A 20,950-nucleotide genomic window follows, 5' to 3' on the forward strand; every position below is an offset into this window, starting at 1 on the left:
CGCGGACGTCGTGGCAGAAGTACTTGCCGCCGAACTGGGCTCCGTAACCGATCCGGCGGGTCAGCTCGTGCACGCGCCGCTCGAAGGCGTGGTCGCGGAAGCCGTGGCCCAGGGGCGATCCCCGTTCGGGCAGCGCGTCGAGCTGGCGCGTGGACGCGAGCTTGGCGACGGTGAGCGCCTGGTCGGCGCTCGAACCGCCGACGACGATCGCCAGGTGGTAGGGCGGGCAGGCCGCGGTGCCCAGGGAGCGGAGCCGCTCCTCCAGGAAGGCGAGCATGCGCTCCTCCTCGAGCACGGCCTTGCTCTCCTGGTACAGGAAGGTCTTGTTCGCGCTCCCGCCGCCCTTGGCCATGAACAGCAGTTCGTACCGGGGCTCGTTGCCCGGCAGGAGCTTGATGTCGATCTGCGCAGGCAGGTTGGTGCCGGTGTTGACCTCGTCCCACATGGTCAGCGGCGCCATCTGGGAGTAGCGCAGGTTGAGGCGGGAGTAGGCGTCGTACACCCCGGCCGAGATCTGACGGTGGTCGTCCCCGTCGGTCAGCACCGCGTTGCTCCGCTGCCCGATGACCACGGCCGTGCCGGTGTCCTGGCACATCGGAAGCACGCCCCCGGCGGCGACCGCCGCGTTGCGCAGCAGGTCGGAGGCGACGAAGCGGTCGTTGCCGCTGGCCTCGGGGTCGTCGACGATCGAGCGCAGCTGCGCGAGGTGGGACGGGCGCAGCAGATGGGCCATGTCCTCCATGGCCTGCCGGGTCAGGGTCCGCAGCACCCGGGGCTCGACCTCAAGGAAGGGGCGACCGGCGACGGAGCGCGACCGGAGGCCCTCGGTGCCGACGAGGCGGTACTCGGTGGTGTCCGGGCCCAGGGGGAGCGGTCCGGTGTAGGGGATCTCCGACACGGGGGTGTCCGACAGAGGTGCCTCCGAGACGCCCTCCTCGGGCAGGGGGTTCGTCACGAGGCCCTCCCGGTTCCGGCGGAACCTGCCGGAGAGGCGCCGCCGGGCGGGGACTCGGCGAGTTCGGCGCGGATGGCGTCGGTGTGTTCCCCCAGAGCCGGGACCGGTCCCATCACGGGCTCGACGCCACCCGGCGTCACCGGTGGGAGCAGCGCCCTGACGGGTCCCTGCGGTGTGTCGACCTCGCGCCAACGGTTGCGGGCCGCGAGCTGCGGGTGGTCGGCGAACTCGGCCATGGTGCGCAGGCGCGCGTTGGCGATCCCCGCAGCGTCCAGCCGTGTGGTCGCGCCGTCCGCGGTGAGGTCGGCGAAGGACGCCTCCACGGCCTCGGCGACCCGCTCCTGGTTGCGCACGCGGTCACTGTTGGTCGCCAGCTCGGGGGCGGAGGCGAGTTCGGGGCGGCCCAGCACACGCGTGCACAGGGCCTGCCACTCGCGGTCGTTCTGCACCGCGAGGAACACCTCGGCGCCGTCCCCGGTCCGGAAGGGGCCGTAGGGGGAGATGGAGGCGTGGCGGGCCCCGGTGCGCCGGGGGGCCGTACCCCCGTAGTTCGCGTAGTAGTACGGGTAGCCCATCCACTCGCCGAGGGCGTCCAGCATGGCGACGTCCACGTGGGTGCCCACACCGGTGGCCTCGCGTTCGTACAGGGCCGCCAGGATCCCGGAGTAGGCGTACATTCCGGCGGAGATGTCGGCGATCGACACCCCGGCCTTGGCGGGTTCCTCCTCGGAGCCGGTGATCGACAAGAGCCCGGCCTCGCACTGGATGAGCAGGTCGTAGGCCTTCTTGTCGCGGTAGGGGCCCTCGGTGCCGTAACCGGAGATCTGGCAGGTGATCAGCCGCGGGTTGCGCGCCCGGAGCGCGTCGGCGCCGAACCCGGCCCGCTCGGCGGCGCCGGGCGCCAGGTTCTGCACGAACACGTCGGCGCGGTCGATGAGCTTGCCGAGCAGCTCCGCGTCGTCGGGGTCCTTGATGTCCAGGGCGAGGCTCTCCTTGCCCCGGTTGATCCAGACGAAGTGGCTCGACATCCCCTGGACGGTGGTGTCGTAGCCGCGTGCGAAGTCGCCCGAGCCGGGGCGCTCCACCTTGATCACCCGGGCGCCGAGGTCGGCGAGCTGACGGGTGGCGAAGGGGGCCGCGACCGCCTGCTCGATGGAGACGACGGTGACACCGTCCAGAGAGGGCATGGGTAACTCCTTCGGCGCCTCCTGGCGGGGAGGCGCGGTTGGGGGTCGGGCGGATCGGACCACCGCTCACGGTGGCCGCGTGCGCCGCGCGTCACTGGTGGATGTGACGCGCGGCACGAACGGCGACGGAAGTGACAATAATTTATAAATGACAAAATGCCAAGGTGCGATAGTCTGATCCCCATGTCGATCGAGCGCGCGGAAGCCCCGACCAAATCCGAGGTGGCCTACCGCGCACTGCGTGACGCCATCCGCTCGGGAGAGCTGCCCCCGGGGGAGCGGCTACGGCTCCAGGACCTCGCGCGCAGGCTCGGGATGAGCTTGACCCCCGTGCGGGACGCCCTCCGGATGCTCGCGGCCCACGGCCTCATCGAGCAGAAGGCCAACCTCGGGGCAGTCGTCGCCCAGTGCACCCCCGAGCGGGCGGAGGACGTGTACCGGCTCCGCCTCGTCCTCGAACCCATGGCGGCCCGGCTGGCCGCGGAGCAGGCCACGGACGCGCAGCTGGAGGAGATGGCGGAGGCCCTGAAGGTCCTCGACCGGGCCGTCGAGGACGGGCGCAACGAGGACATCACCGGACTCAACGTCCGCTTCCACCGGACGGTCTACGGCGCGGCCCGCTCCGACTACCTCATGGACTTCATCGACCGGCTGTGGAACGGGGTCCCCTACCAGGCGATCAGCCTCGTGGGGCGTGCCCACGCGTCGTCGGAACAGCACCACGCGATCATGGCCGCGCTCCGGGACCGGGACGGCGAGCTGGCCGCCGAACTCATGCGCGCGCACATCGACGAGGCGGCCGAGCACACGATGCGCCAGCTCACCGCGGAGACCGCCGCCGACTGAGATGGTTCGCCGGTGCGACCGACGGGGCCGGGATGGTGTGCCCGAGCCCTCCGGCCCGGGTTGAACATGCCAGGTGGACCCGGGGCCCGGATTCGGGCTTGGGGAGGGTCCGACAGAGACCCCGCTGGTGGGCCGACACGGGGCCGGGACCGTGCTCGGACCCCCACGCTCCGGCCCGAGGCCGAACGCCCCAGGGAACGCGGGGCTCGGATTCCGGTCCAGTGCGTGGTCCGACTGAGAACGCTGCCAGTGGGGCCGAACCGGGGCGGCCCGGGGCGGCCCGGCGACGAACGCCCCAGGGAACGCGCGGGTCCCACCCATGGTCGGTACTCCGCCGTGCCCCCGGTCAGCCCTCGAACGGCTCCACGCCCAGCGGCGGGTCGAAGGCGCGGACGCGTGGCGGAGCACCCTCGTACGGCTCCACCCGAACCCGCACCAGCTGACCTGTGCACCCCTGGGACAGCGACGAGGTGCCCACGTCCTCGGTGAGCGCGTTCGGGTTGCCGTGCACGCAGGTGACGTCGGTCCCCGAGGGGTCGTACCAGGCGCCGGTCGAGAGCTGGACCACCCCGGGCCGCAGGGCGTCGCTCACCACCAGACCGGCAAGGCACGAACCCCGCGCACCCGACACACGCACCACGTCGCCGTCCCGGACCCCGGCCCGCTCGGCGTCGTCGGGGTGCATCCGCATCGGGTCGCGGCCGTCGACCTTCCGTGAGGCGCTGTAGGCGCCCATGTCCTGCTGACTGTGCAGCCGGGTGGCGGGTTGGTTGGCGACCAGCACCAGCGGCAGATCCGCGTCGTCGACACCGGTGACCACCGGACCGGGCAGCCAGACCGGGTGCCCGGGGCAGTCCGCGTAGCCGAAGGACGCGATGGTCTCCGAGTACAGCTCGATCCGCCCGCTCGGCGTCCGCAGCGCGTTGGCCTCAGGATCCTCGCGGAACTCGCCCAGGTGGGTCTCGTCCTCGACCCGGCCGGGCATCTCGATCCGCCCCCGCTCCCAGAACTCGTCGAAGCCGGGGATCTCCAGGTCACGGCGGGCCAGCAGCGACCGCCACCGCTCGTAGGCCACCCGCGCCCACTCGCCGCTGGTCCGCCCCTCGGTGAACTCCTCCCGCACACCCAGACGTTCGGCCAGGTCGGTGTAGGTGTCGTACTCGTCGCGGGCCTGCCCGTGCGGCGCGACCAGGCGCGGCATCGCGCGCAGCGCCAGATCACCGTGGCTGGCGGCCATGTCGTCCCGCTCCAGCACGGTGGTCGAGGGGATCACGATGTCGGCGTGCCGGGCGGTGGCGGTCCAGTGCGTCTCGTGCACCACCACGGTGTCAGGACGGCCGAAAGCCCTGGTCAGCCGGGCCAGGTCCTGATGGTGGTGGAAGGGGTTGCCGCCCGCCCAGTACACGAGCCGGATGTCCGGGAAGACGCGGCGCTCGCCGTTGAAGTCGTAGGCCTGCCCGGGACGCAGCAGCATGTCGGAGACCTGAGCGACCGGGATGAAGGCGGTCACGGCGTTGTTCCCCTGGGGCATGCGCGGCAGCCCCAACGGGGTGGCCCCGCCCCCGTAGTTGCCCATGGAGCCGTACCCCGACGCGAACCCCGCCCCGGGAAGCCCCACCTGGCCCAGGACGCAGGCCAGCGCGAACCCCGCCCACAGCGGCTGCTCGCCGTACCTCGCCCGCTGGAGCGACCAGCCCACGTTCACCAGGGTGCGCTTCTCGGCCATCCGCCGGGCCAGGGCGCGCAGGTCCGCGGCGGGCACCCCGCTCACCCGCTCGGCCCACTCGGGGGAGCGCTCCACCCCTCCGGGGTTCCCGCGCTCGTCCCGCTCACCCATGACGTAGGCGCGCACGCGGTCCGCGCCCTCCGTGTAGCGGTCGAGGAAGGCGGTGTCGGCCAGCCCCTCGGAGAACAGCACGTGCATGAGGGCCAGCATCACGGCGGTGTCCGTCCCCGGCCGGAGCGAGACCCACGCCGACTTCACCCCGGCGTCGGTGTCGTCGCGCAACGGCGACACCGAGACGAACTCCACCCCGGCGTCCGAGGCCGCGCGCATCGCCTGGGCGGCGGTCTGCGAGTCCCGTCCTCCCGAGGTCGTCCACGTGTTGCTCACCCGCAGCCCGCCGAAGCTCACCAGGAGCTCCGTGTGCTCGCGGATGCGTTTCCAGGACGGCACCCGCCGGAACAGGCGGTTGGCCGCCCGCGTGCCGATCAGGTGCGGGAACAGCACCTCCAGGGCGGCGTGGCTGTAGGTGTTCACCGACCGCGTGTAGCCGCCGATGGTGTTGAGGAACCGGTGCAGCTGGCTCTGCGCGTGGTGGACGCGGCCCGCACTGCCCCAGCCGTAGGAACCCCCGAAGATCGCCTCGTTGCCGTGCTCCGAACGCACCCTGTCCAGCTCCCCGGCCAGCAGGTCCAGGACGGTGGACCACTCCACCTCCACGTAGGAGTCCTCGGGGTCGCCCCGGAGGGAGTCGGGTCCGGGTCCGTGCTCCAGCCAGCGGCGGCGCACCGCTGGGCGGGCCACCCTGGTGCGGTGGTGCTGCGCCACGGGGGTGTTGCCGATGACCGGCGACGCCTCCGGGTCCTCTGGATTGGCGCGCACGCCGACCACCCGGTCGTCGTGGACCTCGACCTGGTAGCTGCCCCAGTGGGCGCTGGTCGGGCGAAGCGTCGCGGACATGTGCACTCCCGTGTTCCCCTGCGTGACCCCGGACGGGGATACGACCCCCTCCCAGGTCACACTCTACGCAGCGCGGGGGACGCGCCTCCTGCGGCGACCGGTCGCGGTGCGATGATGATCCGCGCAGCCAACACCAGGACACACGCGCAAGGGAGCAGGCGAAGATGGGCGAACTCAGGTCACGGCGGTCGGTACTCGCGGTCCCGGGGTCCAACCCCCGGTTCGTGGAGAAGGCCCGGGGACTGGAAACCGACGCCTTCTTCCTGGACCTGGAGGACGCCGTAGCGCCGACGGAGAAGGAGGCCGCCCGCGCCACCGTGGTCCGCGCGCTCAACGACGGCGGCTGGGAGGGCCGGGTCCGGTCGGTGCGCGTCAACGACGTCGCCACCGAGTGGGCCTACCGCGACGTCATCGCCGTCGTCGAGGGTGCCGGGGCGCACCTGGACACCCTCGTCCTGCCCAAGGTCACCGAGGCCCGGGACGTCCACTGGCTGGACACCCTCCTCACCCAGATCGAACGCGCCTCGGACCTGCCGGTCGGCCGGATCGGGATCGAGGCGCAGATCGAGGACGCCAAGGGCCTGGTCGAGGTGGACCGGATCGCCGCCGCCTCGCCCCGCCTGGAGACGCTGGTCTACGGACCCGCCGACTTCATGGCCTCGGTCAACATGAAGAGCCTGGTCGTGGGGGAGCAGCCGCCCGGCTACGACACCGGTGACGCCTACCACCACGTCCTCATGCGCATCCTCGTGGCCGCCCGCGCCCACGGCCTCCAGGCCATCGACGGCCCCTACCTCCAGATCCGCGACGTCGACGCCTTCCGCAGGGCGGCCGGGCGCACCGCCGCGCTCGGGTTCGACGGCAAGTGGGTCCTGCACCCGCTCCAGGTGGAGGCGGCCAACGAGGCCTACGCGCCGACCCAGGAGGACTACGACCACGCCGAGCTGATCCTGGACGCCTACCAGCACGCCACCACCGTCGACCGGCGCGGCGCCGTCATGCTCGGCGAGGAGATGCTCGACGAGGCCTCCCGCAAGATGGCTCTGGTCGTGGCGGGCAAGGGCCGCGCCGCCGGACTCACCCGTACCCGCGCGTTCGAACCCGGCGCCTGACCCGCGACCACCGGTCTCGCACCCTTCCGGCCCGCCTCTTACCGACCTCTCACCAAGGTGGGAGAGCATGTCCCCCATGGAAAGCACCGCCACCGTCCTGATCGCCGACGATGACCGGGCCATCAGGGAGTCCCTGGAACGCGCCCTCCAACTGGAGGGGTACACGGTGCGGACGGCGGCGGACGGCGTCCAGGCGCTGGCCGCCGTCCACGCCGACCCCGTGGACCTGCTCGTCCTGGACGTGATGATGCCCGGGGTCGACGGGCTCGGAGTGGCCCGCGTGCTGCGCGCCGAACAGGACAGGACCCCCATCCTCATGCTCACCGCCAGGGTGGAGACCCCGGAGCGGGTGGCGGGGCTGGACGCCGGGGCCGACGACTACCTCGCCAAGCCCTTCGAGCTCGACGAACTCCTGGCGCGACTGCGCGCACTGCTGCGCCGCGCCGCACCCGTGCCCGAGGAGGTCGACGGGGACGCTCCTCTGCGGGTGGGCGAGCTGCGGCTGGACGCCCGGGCCCGCCGGGTCTGGCGGGGCGAACGCGAGATCGAGCTGTCCAAGACCGAGTTCGACCTGCTCGAACTGCTCATGCGCAACTCGGGGATCGTGCTCGACCACGCCACCATCTACGACCGCATCTGGGGCTACGACTTCGGTCCGGAGTCCAAGAACCTCGCGGTCTACATCAGCTACCTGCGCCGCAAGCTGGAGGACGGCGGTCCGCCGCTGATCCAGACGGTCCGGGGCGTCGGGTACACGCTGCGTCCCCAGGGGTGAGGCCCGTGTCCGCTCCCGAACCCGCACCGACGCCCGCTTCCCCGGGGCCCTCGCGCGCCAGCATGGTCCTGCACCCGAGGGAGTGGCGCCTCGGCACCCGGTTCGCCGTGCTCTTCGCCCTGGTCGCGGCGTTCACCATCGCCCTCGTCGGCACTCTGGCCTACAGCACCGCCGCCGCGCTCATCCGGGCCGACGCCGAGAGCGAGTTCGACGAGGCCGTGCAGAACCTGTCCCGGCAGCTCGTGGTCTCCGCGCAGAACAACCAGGACGCCCCGGACGGCAACACCTTCACCTTCCTGGCGCCCGGCAGCCTGGACGCGCAGATCCTCACCCCGGACGGCACCTGGGCGCGGCTGCTCGCCAACCGGCACGAACTCTCCTCCTTCCACCCCACCTCCGCGGACCTGGAGGTGGCCCGGGCCGAGGGCGCCGGGGTCGTGGACACCAGGGAGACCCGGATCCAGGGCCAGGAGTACCGGGTGGGCACCGTGTCCCTGGGGGAGGGGCGCGGCGCGATCCAGCTCCTGCAACGGCTCTCCCCCGTGGAGCAGATGATCGGGCGGCTGGCCACCCAGATCCTGTGGGTGGGCCTGCTGGTCGCCCTGTGCGCGGCCTCGGTGGGCTGGCTGGCGGGCCACCGCATCACCGGCCGCCTGGTCCGGCTCACCAACGCCGCCGAGTACGTCAGCTCCACCGGACGCCTGGACCCGGTCACCCCGAACCGGAACGCCCACGGAGAGCAGGGCGATCCGGCCGGAGGACCCGTCGCCCCGGAGGAGCCGGGCAACGACGAGGTGGGGCGGCTGAGCACGGCGTTCAACGCCATGCTGGCCCGCCTGGCACGCTCCAAGGACGAACAGCGCCGTCTGGTGCAGGACGCCGCGCACGAGCTGCGGACCCCGCTCACCAGCCTGCACACCAACGTGCAGGTGCTGGGCCGGGTGGACCGGCTCAGCCCGGAGGGGCGCCAACGGCTCATCGACGACCTCCAGGGGGAGACCCGCGAGCTGACCGGGCTGGTCAACGAACTGGTCGGGCTGGCCACCGGCAACCACGAGGACGAGTCCCCGAGCCCGGTCGCGCTCGCCGACGTCGCCAGGCGGGTGGCGGCGCGCAGCCACCGCCGCACCGGCAGGGAGATCCTGGTGGACGCGGACGACAGCGTGGTGTGGGGACGGCCCGGCTCCCTGGAACGGGCCCTGGCCAATCCGGTGGAGAACTCCGCCAAGTTCGACCCCGAGGGGAGCGAGCCGATCGTCATCCGGGTCCGCCAGGGCGTGGTGGAGGTCCTGGACCGCGGTCCGGGCGTGGACCCGGCCGAGATCGGTCACCTCTTCGAACGCTTCTTCCGGGCCACCGTCGCGCGCGGCCTGCCCGGCTCCGGACTGGGGCTGTCCATGGTCAAGGAGATCGCGCACACGCACGGCGGTCAGGTGTTCGCCCGCAACCGGGAGGGCGGGGGCATGGTGATCGGCCTCCAGCTGCCGCTCCACCGGCCGCCGCAGGACGGACCGCCGCCCGCACCCCCGGGGCCTCCGGCCACACCGCCCGGACCTGCGGGCGCGCCTCCGGGGCCGCCGCCAGGGGTTCCGCCAGCGCCTCCGGGGCCAACCGCCTAGCCGGTCAGGGAGGGGGCGTCGGGGGCGGCCGCGACGGCCAGCCGGTCGAAGGTGCGGTGCAGCACGGCCCGGCGCTCCTCCCTGAACTCCGGGGAGGGTTCGAGCCCGTCGATGCTCCGCTCCCAGGCCGCCATGTAGATCCGGCGCCAACCGAGCACGACCTCGGGTGCGGGCAGCCGCCCGCCCGAATAGCCCTCACGCGCGAGGACGTACAGCAGTTCCAGGTGGCACGGGACGGCGTCGCCCCAGTACTCGTCGGCCTCCAGTTCGACCGGGTCGCCGGCCATCGCCGCGGCGACCTCCCCGACGAGCCGGTCGATGACGGCCGACAGGTGGTCGGCGGCCGTGTCGTTGTCGAGGTTCCCGCTGCCCCAGGTACCCATGGAGTCCTCCCGGTCATGTGTCCGACTGGGGACATCGAACCAGGCGGCACCGACACTTCCGGGTCGGAGCGGTTCCGGGGCGAACTCCGGGCCGAACCCCAGGTCGACCCCGGGCGGCTCGGGGCCCTCACCAGGGGCGGGCGCCGACCGTCGCCTCCCGGTAGATCCGCTCGAAGCGCTCCAGGGAGTCCTCCAGACGGTGCCGGGACGCCATCGACCTGCTGTGCGCGCCCATCCGCTTCCGCGTGGCCTCGTCCTCCACCACCAGGCGCATCCGTGCGGCCAACTCGATCGGGTGGCCCGGCTGGTACAGGTAGCCGTTGCGGCCCTCCTCCACCAGGTGGGGCAGGGCCATGGCGTCGGCGGCCACCAGGGGCAGTCCGCTGGCCATGGCCTCCAGAGTGGCGATGCTCTGGAGCTCGGCGGTGCCCGCGATGGTGAACACGTCCGCGCACCGGTACACGTCGGGCAGGTCCTCGTGGGCGACGAACCCGAGGAACACCACCCGGTCGGCGACCCCCTCCGCGCGGGCCAGCTCCTCCAACCTGTCCCGGTGGGCGCCGTGCCCGGCCAGCACCAGCTGGACGCCGGGCAGGAGCCCCACGGCCCGGACCAGCTCGTCGGCGTTCTTCTCCTCGTCCAGACGGCCCACGAACAGCATGGTCGTGCGGTCGGGGACGCCGAAACGCTCGCGCAGGCGCCGACGTTCGGCCGCCGGTGCCTTGGCGGGCAGCGGCTGGAACCGGGACAGATCGATGCCGCAGGAGACGGGCTCCACCGGACGGGCGAACCCCTGCTGCGTCAGGAGACCCGCGGCGGCCGGGGTCGGCGTGGTCACGTGCTCGACCTTCGACAGCACGCGGCCCAGATCCCACCAGGCCAGGCGGGCCGCGTACGGGCGCAGGGGCTCGGGTATGCGCATGGGGTCGAAGAGGTTCTCGGGCATGAAGTGATTGGTGGCCACCACCGGGATGCCGTGGGCGCGCGCGGCGTGGGTGAGGATCCTGCCGACCACGAAGTGGTTCTGGATGTGCACGGTGTCCGGGCGCAGCCGGTCCAGGAGTCGGTTCAGGTGCCCGCGCACCCCCGGCGGCAGGGCCAGGCGCACGCTCTCGTGCGCCAGGGACGGCATGGACCGCAGGCGGTGTTCCACCACTCCGTCGCGCTCGGCCACGAAGGGGCGGCCGGTGGGCGAGGGGCCCAGGACGTGCACCTCGGCGCCGCGCTCGGCCAGTCCGTGGGCCAGGCGGGCGGTGAAGTAGGCGGCGCCGTTCACGTCGGGCGGGTAGGTGTCGGTGCCGATGAGGACCCGGACGCGGCGCCCCCCGCGACCCTTCTCCGGCGACCGGGGAACGGTGGGGGACTGCGGCACGAAGGACGTGGACATACCGGTTCTCCTGGAGGCGTCGAGCGGCTGGGCCGTGCTCTGGTCCGGTGCGGTGTACGACGAGTGTGGTCCACCGGTATGGACCGTCGCCGACCTTCCGGTGACGCCGAGGCGACCGGCGACGTAGCAGAAGGCGCAGGGAAGAATACTCTCCGTGGTCGCCTTTGTGTGTCAAGGCACAATGGCCGCGTCTCGGACACCGGTTCGCAACCCCCACCCCGCGCAGCGGACGGGGGCGGACCGGCCTCCTGGCCAGTCCGCCCCCGTCCCGGGATCGGAGAAAGAAAAGGAAGACGCCCCCGTCAGTCCTCCTCGATCTCCGAGGCCTCCTCCTCAGCCGCGGCCGCGCTCTGCTCGCCCAGCGTCACCGTGACCTCCTGCTCGGTGCCGCTGCCACCGGGCAGCACGCCCAGGGTGACCTCGTCACCGGGCCGCAGGGCGCGGATGAGCGCGATCAGCTGGTCCGGAGAGGAAACGGCCTCCCCGTCCACGGACACGATCACGTCCTCGACCTTCAGGCCCGCCTCCTCGGCGGCCCCGCCCTCGGTCAGCTCCATGATCTGCGCGCCGCCGACCGGGCTGGGCGCGATGGTGGCCTGGATGGCCGGGTAGCTCGCGCTGCCGGTCTCGACCAGCTGCTCGGTGATCGGCCGGACCTGGTTGATGGGGATGGCGAAGCCCAGACCCACCGAACCGCTCTCCTGGGAGAGCCCGGCGATCGCGGTGTTGATCCCGATCACCTCACCGGCCATGTTCACCAGCGGGCCGCCGGAGTTGCCGGGGTTGATCGCGGCGTCGGTCTGGATCGCGTTGATCACCGTCGCGGTCTGGCTGCCGCCGCTCTCGGTGGCACCGGTGTTCACCGGGCGGTTGAGCGCGCTCACCACGCCCGTGGTCACCGTGCCGGACAGCCCGAGCGGCGAACCGATCGCCACCACGTCGCCGCCGACGCCGACCTGGTCGGAGTCGCCGAGTTTCGCGGGGGTGAGGTCGTTACGGCCCTGGGCCTGGAGCACGGCGATGTCGGAGACCGGGTCGGCCCCGAGCAGCTCCGCCTCCGCCGAGGTGCCGTCGTTGAACCGCACCAGCAGGGGGCCCTCACCGGCGGCCTCCACCACGTGCGCGTTGGTCAGGATCTGGCCGTCCGAGGAGATGACGACACCGCTGCCGCCGCCCGCGCTGGTCTGGATGGAGACCACGCTGGGCAGGACCTCGTCGGCGACGTCGCCGACGGCGCCCTCGGTCGCGGTCGTCCCCTGCTCGCCGGTGAGCGAACTGATCGGGGAGCTGCCCCCGCCGGGCATCAGGTAGGCGGTTCCCAGGGCGGCGGCCGGGCCGACGATCAGGCTGGTGACGAGGGCGGTAGCCGCCGCCACGCCCACGATGCGGCCGGTGCCGCGCTTCTTGCGGGCCTCCTGCGGCTGGCCGGGGAAGGGTCCCTGGCCGAACTGCGGGTAGTGGGACGGTCCGAACTGACTCGTCTGGTGCGGCCCCTGGGAGTGCGGACCACCCTGGGGGTGCGGACCCTGGGGGTGTGCTCCGCCGAAGCCACCCGGCCCCTGCGGGCCGCCGTGACCCCCGGCCATGAAGGCCGCCGTGTGCGGCCCCTGGGGCGGCGGCGCCCCTGGAGGCTGGTGGCCCGCGATCCGCGGGCCCTGGGGCGGGTCGAACGGGCCGCCGAAGCCCCCGGGCCGCTCGGGGCCGTCACCGGGCCGCGGGCCCTCCGGCGCCGGACCGGGAGCGGAGCCCGCGTGGCCGTCGGGGCCGGGGAAGACGTAGGAGGCCCGGTCGGTGTCGTTGGGGCCGGTCGCCCAGCCGGGCTGGGAGCCCTCGGGCGCGGAGAAGCGCGGGGCGGACGGACCGGGCCCGCCCGGCTGCTCGTTCGCGGCGTCGTCGGGGAGGGAACCCTCGAAGGGGCGCGCCTCACCGGTCTCGGGCTGGTCCGTGGCACCGGACCCGGTGTGACCGTGCTCGGCGTCGCCGCGCTCGGCTCCAGCACCGGTCTCCGGACCTTCACTCGGGTCGTTCGGGTGCAACTCATCCTCCGGCTGACGGGACGATGTACTGACTTGCTTCATCTTGGGGGGCGTGGGTTAGAACAGGGTGAGAGCCCCATACATCGTGGTTTCGAGTTGGCTCCGGCCCTGGTCGGCGGTGTGACCCGGTGTGTGTTTCCGTGCGAACGCATTGACTTATGCACCACAATGTCCGAAACGATACCGCGCCCCCGCTTCCGGAACCCGGTACGACAGGGAAGGCCCCACCCGTGATCAAGCTCGTTCTCGCCGACGACGAACACCTCGTGCGAGGAGCGATCGCCGCGCTCCTCGGACTGGAGGACGACCTGGAGGTCGTCGCCGAGGTGGGGCGCGGAGACCAGGTGGTCGACACCGTCCTCGAACACGGGGCCGCCGTCGCCGTCCTGGACATCGAGATGCCGGGCGCCACCGGGCTGGAGGCCGCCGCCGAACTGAAGGAGCGCGCCCCCGGCTGCGGGGTCGTCATCCTCACGAGCTTCGGCCGCCCCGGTTACCTGCGCCGCGCCCTGACCTCCGGGGCCCGGGGCTTCCTCGCCAAGGACGCCCCCGTCGAACAGCTCGCCGGGGCCATCCGCAGGGTGCACGAGGGCGGCCGCTACATCGACACCGAACTGGCCGCCGCCGCGATGGTCGGCGGGGAGAGCCCGCTCACCGACCGCGAGGCCGAGGTGCTCCGCGCCGCCGCCGACGGCGCCACCGTCGCCCGCATCGCCAAGGCCCTGCACCTCACCGAGGGCACCGTCCGCAACTACCTGTCCAACGCCATCGGCAAGACGGGCGCGGACAACCGCATGGCCGCCATTCGCACCGCCCAGGACATGGGCTGGCTCTGACCGGCTCGTGAACCCGGCCGATCCGGCCGACCCGGCCGATCCGGCGTGCCCGGTCCGGCTCGGGACCGGCAGGGCCGAGGGGACCGACGGAACCGGCGGGACGGGAGGGCGGCCGGGCTACAGGAAGCGCAGGACGAGCATCGCGGTGTCGTCGGAGTTGCCGCCCGGGGCGTACTCCTCCAGCTCACGGTCGATCCGGCTGATCACGGCCTGCGCGGTGAGCCCGGCGGCGCCGGAGAAGATCTTCATCAGACCCTCGTCGCCGAGCATGTCCGAACCGCTGCGGCGCTCGGTGACGCCGTCGGTCACCGCGAGCACCACCTCGCCCGGGCGGATGTCCACGCTCTCCGTGCTGAAGCCCACGTCCTCGAAGGCGCCCAACAGCGGCTGGGACGTGCCGAACGGCTCGACCTCGCCCTTCTGGTTCAGGCGCAGCGGCAACGGGTGCCCGGCCGAGACCATGCGCACCCGCATCCCGCCGGCCTCGTCCGTGGCCGGGGTCATCTCCCCGTAGAGCATCGTCAGGAACCGGGTCGACGTGTTCTCGTCCAGGATCGCCAGGTTCAGCCGCTGCATGATGTGCGCCGGGGTGAACCCCTCCCGGGCCAGGGCGCGCAGCGTGTGCCGGGCCAGGCCCGTGACCGCCGCCGCCTCCGGTCCGGTGCCGCACACGTCACCGATGGCGAAGCACCAGCGGCCGCTCGCGGAGAACACGTCGTAGAAGTCCCCGCCCACCTCGCTGCGCTCGTCCGAGGGCCGGTAGTAGACCGCGTGGTCCACGCCGGGGATCACCGGCTCCTTGTCCTTGGGCGGCAGCAGACTGCGCTGGAGCGCGGTGCTCATGGCCGTGTGCCGCTCGTGCAGACGCGCGTTCTCCATCGCCGACGCCACCCGGCGGCTGAGGTCGTCCGCGACGTCGGCCTCCTCGCGGGTGAAGTCGTCCGAATCGTTCTTGCCGATGGTCATCCGGCCGAGCGCGCGCCCGTGGGCCACCAGCGGGATGCTGATCGCCGGACCGCGCGCGATCGCCCCGGTCATCTGCTCGTCCAGACCCTCGTCGGCCAGGTCCTTGTTCGACCACAGCGGGCCCGGCTCGCGCTGTTCGCGCGGCGGCAGCGCGGTCAGCAGGGACCGCAGGACGTCGTTGAGGTTCTCGTCCCCGTGCACCACGTGGGTGAGCCGGGAGATCCCCAGCTCGTTGATGGTGTGGATGGCGCACCACCGGCCCAGCCGCGAGGTGATCAGCTGCGCGGCCAGTGCCCCCGTCATCCGCTCGTCCAGTGTGCCCGCGAGCAGGTCGCTGGCCTCGGCCAGGAAGCTCAGCGAGGCACGGCGGCTCAGCTCGACCTCGGCCAGCCGGGACCGCTCCACCGGCAGGGCGATCAGGTCCGCGCCCTCCTGGAGCCGCTTGGCCGCCGCCGGACCGAAGTGCCGGGCCCGTGTGGAGGCCACGCCGAGCAGTCCGGTCACCCGGCCGTCGACGATCAGCGGAGCCGTCACCAGCGAACGCATCCCGGCCCTGGCCAGGGCGCCCCGGGTGGTGCGGGCGATCATCAGGTCGTCGTTGATCACCGGGCCGGGTTCGGGCGCGGCGGACGGGAAGATCTCCTCTGAGCGCACCCGCAGCGGACGCCACGGCGCACCGCCGGTGAGCCCCACCGCCGAGCGCACCTCCCACATGGTCTCGTCCGAGGTGGCCAGCGCGACGTAGGCGGCGTCCCCGCTCAACGCCGTGGTCGAGTACTCCACGGTGCGTTCCAGCAGCTGGGGCAGGGACAGCCGGGAGCCCAGCGCCGAGTCCAGCGCCGACCACGCGGGCGGGCGCACCGGACGGGTCGGCCCCCTGCGCACCGGAGGGGACTCCAGCGACGGGTGGTCCCCGGGCCGGTCCTCGATCCGGAACCACACGGCCTTGTCGTTGCGCCCGTAGCTCACGCCCCAGCTGGAGGCGATCGCCGACGCCAGGGCCAGCCCCAGACCGCCGCTGCGCTCGTCACCGGTGGAGGGAGAGGTGTCCACGGCCAGCGGCCCGGCCTGCGGGACGGCGCGCTCGGGCGCGGAGTCGGTGACCATCACCTCGGTCGACCCCTCCGCGCGGCGCACCGTCACCTCCAGCGCCGAGTCCGCGTGGATGACGGCGTTGGTGACCAGTTCGCTCACCAGCAGGATGATGTCGTCGAAGGGATCGGGCACGCCCCAACTGAGCAGGGTGTCGTGCACGAACTCTCGGGCGGCCGCCGCGGTCTCGGGAGCAGGGGGGAACTCTCGTCGTGCGACCTTCAACGCGTCTTGTGCTGCCAAGCCGTCGGTGTCCTTCGTCACTGGGCGCGGGTGTGGGAGGGGTGGCCACTGCCACGATACGCGTGCCGTCCTCCCTGGGAACCCCGAACCACCCCGAACCTCACGCGACCCCGCGCGGGAACGGCTCTCACGGACGGGAACCCGAGGCGGGTCAGCCACGAGCGAAAGGGGAACATGCCCAACACTCCTGTGCGCTTTGGCTCCGCCAGTTAGTGTAAGACGACACATCCGCTTCTTTCGGGTGGTATTCCGCGACGATAACGTGACGGGGTGTCACCAGGGGTGCTCGTGAGGCACGTGCACCTCCGTGTCCCGTGCGTGCGATTCGTGCGGGGCCCGTTCACCGTGGGCCGATACGCGGTCGGTGGCCGAGAAGACGTGCGGGATTGAGGAGGGGTTCATGCCCGAGGCGGTCACGGAACTGGCCGACGACCAGCTCGACGAGATCCTGAGTGCCCTGTACCGGATGCGTGACGGCGACTTCAGTGTCCGGCTCAGGTCGCGCGGCAGCGGCAAACTCCGCGAGATCACCTCCGTCTTCAACGAGGTGATCGACCACAGCGAGCAGCTCAGCACCGAACTCCAGCGGGTCGGCGACGTCGTGCGCGACGAGGGCCGGCTCAACGAGCGGGTCAACGTCCACCCGGCACGCGGCGCTTGGGGCAACAGCGCCCGCGCCCTCAACGTCCTCCTCGACGAGGTCGCCGAACCCGTCACCGACGTCGCGCGGGTCCTGGACTCGGTCGCCGAGGGCGAACTGAACCGCCGGGCGTCCACCGAGGGCCGCCGGGGCGAGCTCAAGGGCGACCTCCTGCGCCTGGCCAACACCGTGAACCGGATGGCCGACCAGATGAGCGGCTTCACCGAGGAGGTCACCCGGGTCGCCCGCGAGGTGGGCACCGAGGGCAAGCTCGGCGGCAGCGCTCGCGTCGAGGACGTCTCCGGCGCCTGGCGCGAGGTCACCGAGTCGGTCAACCAGATGGCCTCCCGCCTCACCCTCCAGGTCCGTGACATCTCCACCGTCACGACCGCCGTCGCCCGAGGTGACCTCAGCAAGAAGATCACCATCGACGTCCAGGGCGAGATGCTGGAGCTCAAGGACACCTTCAACACGATGGTGGACCAGCTCTCCACGTTCGCCGACGAGGTCACCCGAGTCGCGCGCGAGGTGGGCACCGAGGGCAAGCTCGGCGGCCGCGCCAACGTCCGAGGGGTCCAGGGCATCTGGAAGAACCTCACGGACAACGTGAACTCCATGGCGGACAACCTGACCAACCAGGTCCGCGACATCTCCAAGGTGACCACCGCGGTGGCCCGGGGCGACCTCACCCGCAAGGTCGAGGTGGACGTCCAGGGCGAGATGCTGGCCCTGAAGAACACCGTGAACACCATGGTCGACCAGCTCGACTCCCTGGCGGACGAGGTCACGAGGGTGGCCCGCGAGGTGGGTACCGAGGGCAAGCTGGGCGGTCGCGCCAACGTCAAGGGCGTGTCGGGCATCTGGAAGGACCTGACCGACAACGTCAACTCGATGGCCAACAGCCTCACCTACCAGGTCCGCAACATCTCCCAGGTGACGACGGCGGTCGCCAAGGGCGACCTGAGCAAGAAGATCACCGTCGACGCCCAGGGCGAGATGCTCGACATGAAGGACACCATCAACAAGATGGTGGACCAGCTGTCGACATTCGCCGACGAGGTCACCAGGGTGGCCCGCGAAGTGGGCACCGAGGGCAAACTGGCCGGGCAGGCCCACGTGCGCGACGTGTCCGGGGTCTGGAAGGACCTCACGGACAACGTGAACTCCATGGCCAACAACCTGACCTACCAGGTGCGGCAGATCTCCATGGTCACGCGGGCGGTCGCCGCCGGTGACCTGACCAAGAAGGTCACCGTCAACGCCAAGGGCGAGATGCTGGAGCTGAAGGACACCATCAACGTGATGGTGGACCAGCTGTCCGCGTTCGCCGACGAGGTGACACGCGTGGCCCGTGAGGTGGGCACCGAGGGCAAGCTGGGCGGCCGCGCCAGCGTCAGGGGCGTCTCCGGCATCTGGAACGACCTCACCGAGAACGTGAACTCGATGTCGCACAACCTCACCACCCAGGTGCGCAACATCTCCGAGGTCACGACCGCCGTCGCCGCCGGTGACCTCACCAAGAAGATCGACGTCAACGCCCAGGGCGAGATCCTGGAGGTGAAGACGACGGTGAACACGATGGTCGACCAGCTGTCGGCCTTCGCCACCGAGGTCACCCGGGTGGCGCACGAGGTGGGCAGCCAGGGGCAGCTGGGCGGCCAGGCCAAGGTCGAGGGCGTCACCGGCACGTGGAAGCAGCTGACCGACAGCGTGAACGGGCTGGCGGGCAACCTCACCACACAGGTGCGCGCGATCGCCGAGGTCGCCAACGCCGTCGCCAAGGGCGACCTGACCCGCAACATCCAGGTCGACACCCGCGGCGAGATGGAACAGCTCAAGGACAACATCAACCTGATGGTGTCCAACCTGCGCGAGACCACCGCCGACCAGGCCGACGCGGACTGGCTCAAGTCCAACCTGGCCCGCATCTCCGGTCACATCCAGGGCCACCGCGACCTCAACGAGCTCGCCCGCCTGATCATGACCGAGGTGACGCCGCTGATCGGGGCCCAGCACGGCGCCTGCTACCTGCCCGAGGACCAGGACAACGAGGGGGTCTTCCGCCTCTACGCCGGGTTCGGCTTCGACCCGCCCGAGGGGCGCCAGCGCATCCGCAAGGGCATCGGACTGGCCGGTGAGGCGCTGTCCCAGCAGGTCGAACAGCAGATCTCCAACATCCCGCCCGGTTACGTGCAGGTCGAGTCCGGGCTGGGCGGCGCGCAGCCGCGCAACCTGTACATCCTCCCGATCGTCACCGAGGGGCGCTCGCTCGGAGTGATCGAGTTCGCGTCCTACGAAGAGTTCCGTGAGATCCACAAGAACTTCCTGCGCCAGCTGGTGGCACTGCTCGGCACCACCATCAACACCATCCTGGCCAACAACCGCACGGAGCACCTGCTCGAACAGTCCCAGCAGCTCACCAGCCAGCTGCGCGAACGCTCCAACGAGCTCCAGCGCCAGCAGGAGGAGCTGCGCGGCAAGAACGCGGAGCTGCGGCAGAAGGCCACCCAGCTGGCCAACCAGAACCGCGCGATCGAACTCCAGAACCAGCAGATCCAGCGTTCCCGCAACGCCCTGGAGGAGCGCGCGCACCAGCTCCAGGTCTCGTCCAAGTACAAGTCCGAGTTCCTGGCCAACATGTCGCACGAGCTGCGCACGCCGCTGAACAGCCTGCTGATCCTGGCCCGCCTGCTCGCGGACAACGCCGAGCAGAACCTGTCCGCCAAGCAGGTGGAGTTCGCGCAGACCATCCACAAGGCCGGCAGCGACCTGCTGCTGCTCATCGACGAGATCCTGGACCTGTCCAAGGTGGAGGCGGGCCGCGCCGAGGTGCAGCCCAGCGAGGTCTCCATCGCCCAGCTCGTCGACTACGTGGAGGCCACCTTCCGCCCGGTCACCGGTGAGCAGGGGCTGGCGTTCGCGGTGGACGTCTCACCGGACATCCCGGGCACCCTGTGGACCGACGAGCAGCGCCTCCAGCAGATCCTGCGCAACCTGCTCTCCAACGCGGTGAAGTTCACCCCGCAGGGCGAGGTACGGCTGCTGATCGAGCCCGCCTGGGCGCTGGAGGACGCCGACCTCGACATGTTCGTGGAGAACGAGGAGGTCATCGCGTTCACCGTCGCCGACACCGGCATCGGGATCGCCGAGGACAAACTCCAGGTGATCTTCGAGGCCTTCCACCAGGGTGACGGCGGCACCTCGCGGCGGTTCGGCGGCACGGGCCTGGGCCTGTCCATCAGCCGCAACTTCGCCCGTCTGCTCGGCGGCGAGATCCGCGTGCAGAGCGTGGCCAACCGGGGGTCGACCTTCACCCTGCTGCTCCCGGTCCGGTTGCCCGACGACGCCGGGGAGAACGCGGACGAGATCACCACCAGCCTGGAGCCGGTGCCCGCGATCGAACCGAGCCGGATCGAGTACGACTCCCTGCCGGACCTGTCCGACGACGACCTCAACCTGCCGGACGAGGACTTCGACGCCGTCGTGGCGGCCCTGACCGACTCCGGTGAGACGGTCGAGCCGTTGCCCATGGTGCAGGTGCTCAAGGCGCCCGAACCCGCCGAGGCGGAGTCGAGCGAGAGCTCCCAGGAGACCGTGGAGGCCCGGACCGACCCCGAGCGGCGGGCCGTGCTGGCCGGACAACGGGTGCTGATCGTCGACGACGACGTGCGCAACGTGTTCGCGCTGACCAGCGCCCTCGAAGCCCAGGGGCTGGAGGTCCTCTACGCTGACAACGGGCACACCGGCATCGAGAAGCTGGAGGCCAACGAGGAGATCTCCCTCGTCCTGATGGACGTGATGATGCCCGAGCTGGACGGCAACCAGACCACCCAGCGCATCCGCGAGATGCCGCAGTTCGAGGACCTGCCGATCATCTCCCTGACGGCCAAGGCCATGCAGGGTGACCGGGAGCGCAGCCTCGCGGCCGGGGCCACGGACTACGTGACCAAGCCGGTGGACCTGGACCACCTCCTGGACGTGATGCGACGCTGGCTCACGGCTGGCCCGGAGGAGACCAGAGCGGGCGCGGCGGGCGACGACCTGAGGGCCGGTGGAACGGACGTGACCGAAGCCGGGCACAATGGCGCCAGAGGCCACGACGGCAACAGCGACACCACGGATAACAACGACGCGAGCGGGGACACTGGCAGCACCGGTAGCACCCCGACAGAAGACTCGGAGTAGCCAGC

The 20,950-nt window shown here is 71.6% G+C and carries 13 protein-coding genes; 6 read left to right on the forward strand and 7 right to left on the reverse strand.

The genetic code is table 11. The features are described 5' to 3' along the window. Together D452_RS0124875 and D452_RS0124880 are read right to left on the reverse strand one after the other, a co-directional pair. On the reverse strand, nt 1–898 hold an 898-nt coding region (locus tag D452_RS0124875), incomplete at its 3' end, for a fumarate hydratase (protein ID WP_026129658.1). A gap of 53 nt (nt 899–951) precedes the next feature. Further along, complete coding sequence (locus D452_RS0124880) at nt 952–2,142, reverse strand: CaiB/BaiF CoA transferase family protein (RefSeq protein ID WP_017546845.1); 1,191 nt, start codon at nt 2,140–2,142, stop codon at nt 952–954. A gap of 183 nt (nt 2,143–2,325) precedes the next feature. On the opposite strand from D452_RS0124880, the gene D452_RS0124885 reads away from it, so the two are divergent. Next, nucleotides 2,326–2,988, forward strand: coding sequence for a GntR family transcriptional regulator (locus D452_RS0124885; protein ID WP_017546846.1), 663 nt, complete (start codon nt 2,326–2,328; stop codon nt 2,986–2,988). A gap of 346 nt (nt 2,989–3,334) precedes the next feature. Here the strand turns inward: D452_RS0124885 and D452_RS0124890 are convergent, their stop codons facing one another. Beyond that, on the reverse strand, nt 3,335–5,671 hold the full coding sequence (locus D452_RS0124890; RefSeq protein WP_017546847.1) for a molybdopterin-dependent oxidoreductase: 2,337 nt from the start codon (nt 5,669–5,671) through the stop codon (nt 3,335–3,337). Nucleotides 5,672–5,835: 164 nt separating this feature from the next. Between D452_RS0124890 and D452_RS0124895 the strand changes: the two genes are divergently transcribed. The 3 genes from D452_RS0124895 (at nt 5,836) to D452_RS28955 (ending at nt 9,177) form a co-directional block, all read left to right on the forward strand. After that, nucleotides 5,836–6,783, forward strand: coding sequence for an HpcH/HpaI aldolase/citrate lyase family protein (locus D452_RS0124895; protein ID WP_017546848.1), 948 nt, complete (start codon nt 5,836–5,838; stop codon nt 6,781–6,783). Between the two features lie 76 nt (nt 6,784–6,859). Further along, nucleotides 6,860–7,558 (forward strand): response regulator transcription factor, encoded by a 699-nt coding sequence (locus tag D452_RS0124900; RefSeq protein ID WP_026129659.1) that lies wholly within the window; start codon nt 6,860–6,862, stop codon nt 7,556–7,558. 62 nt (nt 7,559–7,620) lie between these two features. Beyond that, nucleotides 7,621–9,177, forward strand: a complete 1,557-nt coding sequence (locus D452_RS28955) for a sensor histidine kinase (RefSeq protein WP_017546850.1) — start codon at nt 7,621–7,623, stop codon at nt 9,175–9,177. Here D452_RS28955 and D452_RS0124910 read toward each other — a convergent pair. The 3 genes from D452_RS0124910 to D452_RS0124920 all read right to left on the reverse strand — a co-directional run bounded on the left by D452_RS0124910 (nt 9,174) and on the right by D452_RS0124920 (nt 12,983). Next, nucleotides 9,174–9,560, reverse strand: coding sequence for a hypothetical protein (locus D452_RS0124910; protein WP_017546851.1), 387 nt, complete (start codon nt 9,558–9,560; stop codon nt 9,174–9,176). The genes D452_RS28955 and D452_RS0124910 overlap by 4 nt on opposite strands. Nucleotides 9,561–9,687: 127 nt before the next feature. Continuing rightward, entirely contained in the window at nt 9,688–10,947 is a 1,260-nt protein-coding gene (locus D452_RS0124915) for a glycosyltransferase (protein WP_017546852.1), read from the reverse strand. A 302-nt stretch (nt 10,948–11,249) separates the two neighbouring features. Then, nucleotides 11,250–12,983, reverse strand: coding sequence for a S1C family serine protease (locus D452_RS0124920; RefSeq protein WP_017546853.1), 1,734 nt, complete (start codon nt 12,981–12,983; stop codon nt 11,250–11,252). Nucleotides 12,984–13,213: 230 nt separating this feature from the next. Between D452_RS0124920 and D452_RS0124925 the strand changes: the two genes are divergently transcribed. Then, nucleotides 13,214–13,819, forward strand: a complete 606-nt coding sequence (locus D452_RS0124925; RefSeq protein ID WP_017546854.1) for a response regulator transcription factor — start codon at nt 13,214–13,216, stop codon at nt 13,817–13,819. A 117-nt stretch (nt 13,820–13,936) separates the two neighbouring features. Here D452_RS0124925 and D452_RS0124930 read toward each other — a convergent pair whose 3' ends face one another. Then, nucleotides 13,937–16,102 (reverse strand): SpoIIE family protein phosphatase, encoded by a 2,166-nt coding sequence (locus tag D452_RS0124930; protein ID WP_017546855.1) that lies wholly within the window; start codon nt 16,100–16,102, stop codon nt 13,937–13,939. A 418-nt stretch (nt 16,103–16,520) separates the two neighbouring features. On the opposite strand from D452_RS0124930, the gene D452_RS0124935 reads away from it, so the two are divergent. Then, complete coding sequence (locus D452_RS0124935) at nt 16,521–20,945, forward strand: HAMP domain-containing protein (protein ID WP_017546856.1); 4,425 nt, start codon at nt 16,521–16,523, stop codon at nt 20,943–20,945. Nucleotides 20,946–20,950 lie beyond the last annotated feature (5 nt).

It is taken from the genome of Nocardiopsis prasina DSM 43845, assembly GCF_000341265.1.
Taxonomy (GTDB): domain Bacteria; phylum Actinomycetota; class Actinomycetes; order Streptosporangiales; family Streptosporangiaceae; genus Nocardiopsis; species Nocardiopsis prasina.

Excerpts from the sequence above, each read along its gene's own strand:
- D452_RS0124900 (WP_026129659.1), top strand. The coding sequence starts at position 6,860 with ATGGAAAGCACCGCCACCGTCCTGATCGCCGACGATGACCGGGCCATC.
- D452_RS0124895 (WP_017546848.1), top strand. The coding sequence starts at position 5,836 with ATGGGCGAACTCAGGTCACGGCGGTCGGTACTCGCGGTCCCGGGGTCC.
- D452_RS0124890 (WP_017546847.1), bottom strand. The coding sequence starts at position 5,671 with ATGTCCGCGACGCTTCGCCCGACCAGCGCCCACTGGGGCAGCTACCAG.
- D452_RS0124910 (WP_017546851.1), bottom strand. The coding sequence starts at position 9,560 with ATGGGTACCTGGGGCAGCGGGAACCTCGACAACGACACGGCCGCCGAC.
- D452_RS0124885 (WP_017546846.1), top strand. The coding sequence starts at position 2,326 with ATGTCGATCGAGCGCGCGGAAGCCCCGACCAAATCCGAGGTGGCCTAC.
- D452_RS28955 (WP_017546850.1), top strand. The coding sequence starts at position 7,621 with ATGGTCCTGCACCCGAGGGAGTGGCGCCTCGGCACCCGGTTCGCCGTG.
- D452_RS0124880 (WP_017546845.1), bottom strand. The coding sequence starts at position 2,142 with ATGCCCTCTCTGGACGGTGTCACCGTCGTCTCCATCGAGCAGGCGGTC.
- D452_RS0124935 (WP_017546856.1), top strand. The coding sequence starts at position 16,521 with ATGCCCGAGGCGGTCACGGAACTGGCCGACGACCAGCTCGACGAGATC.
- D452_RS0124915 (WP_017546852.1), bottom strand. The coding sequence starts at position 10,947 with ATGTCCACGTCCTTCGTGCCGCAGTCCCCCACCGTTCCCCGGTCGCCG.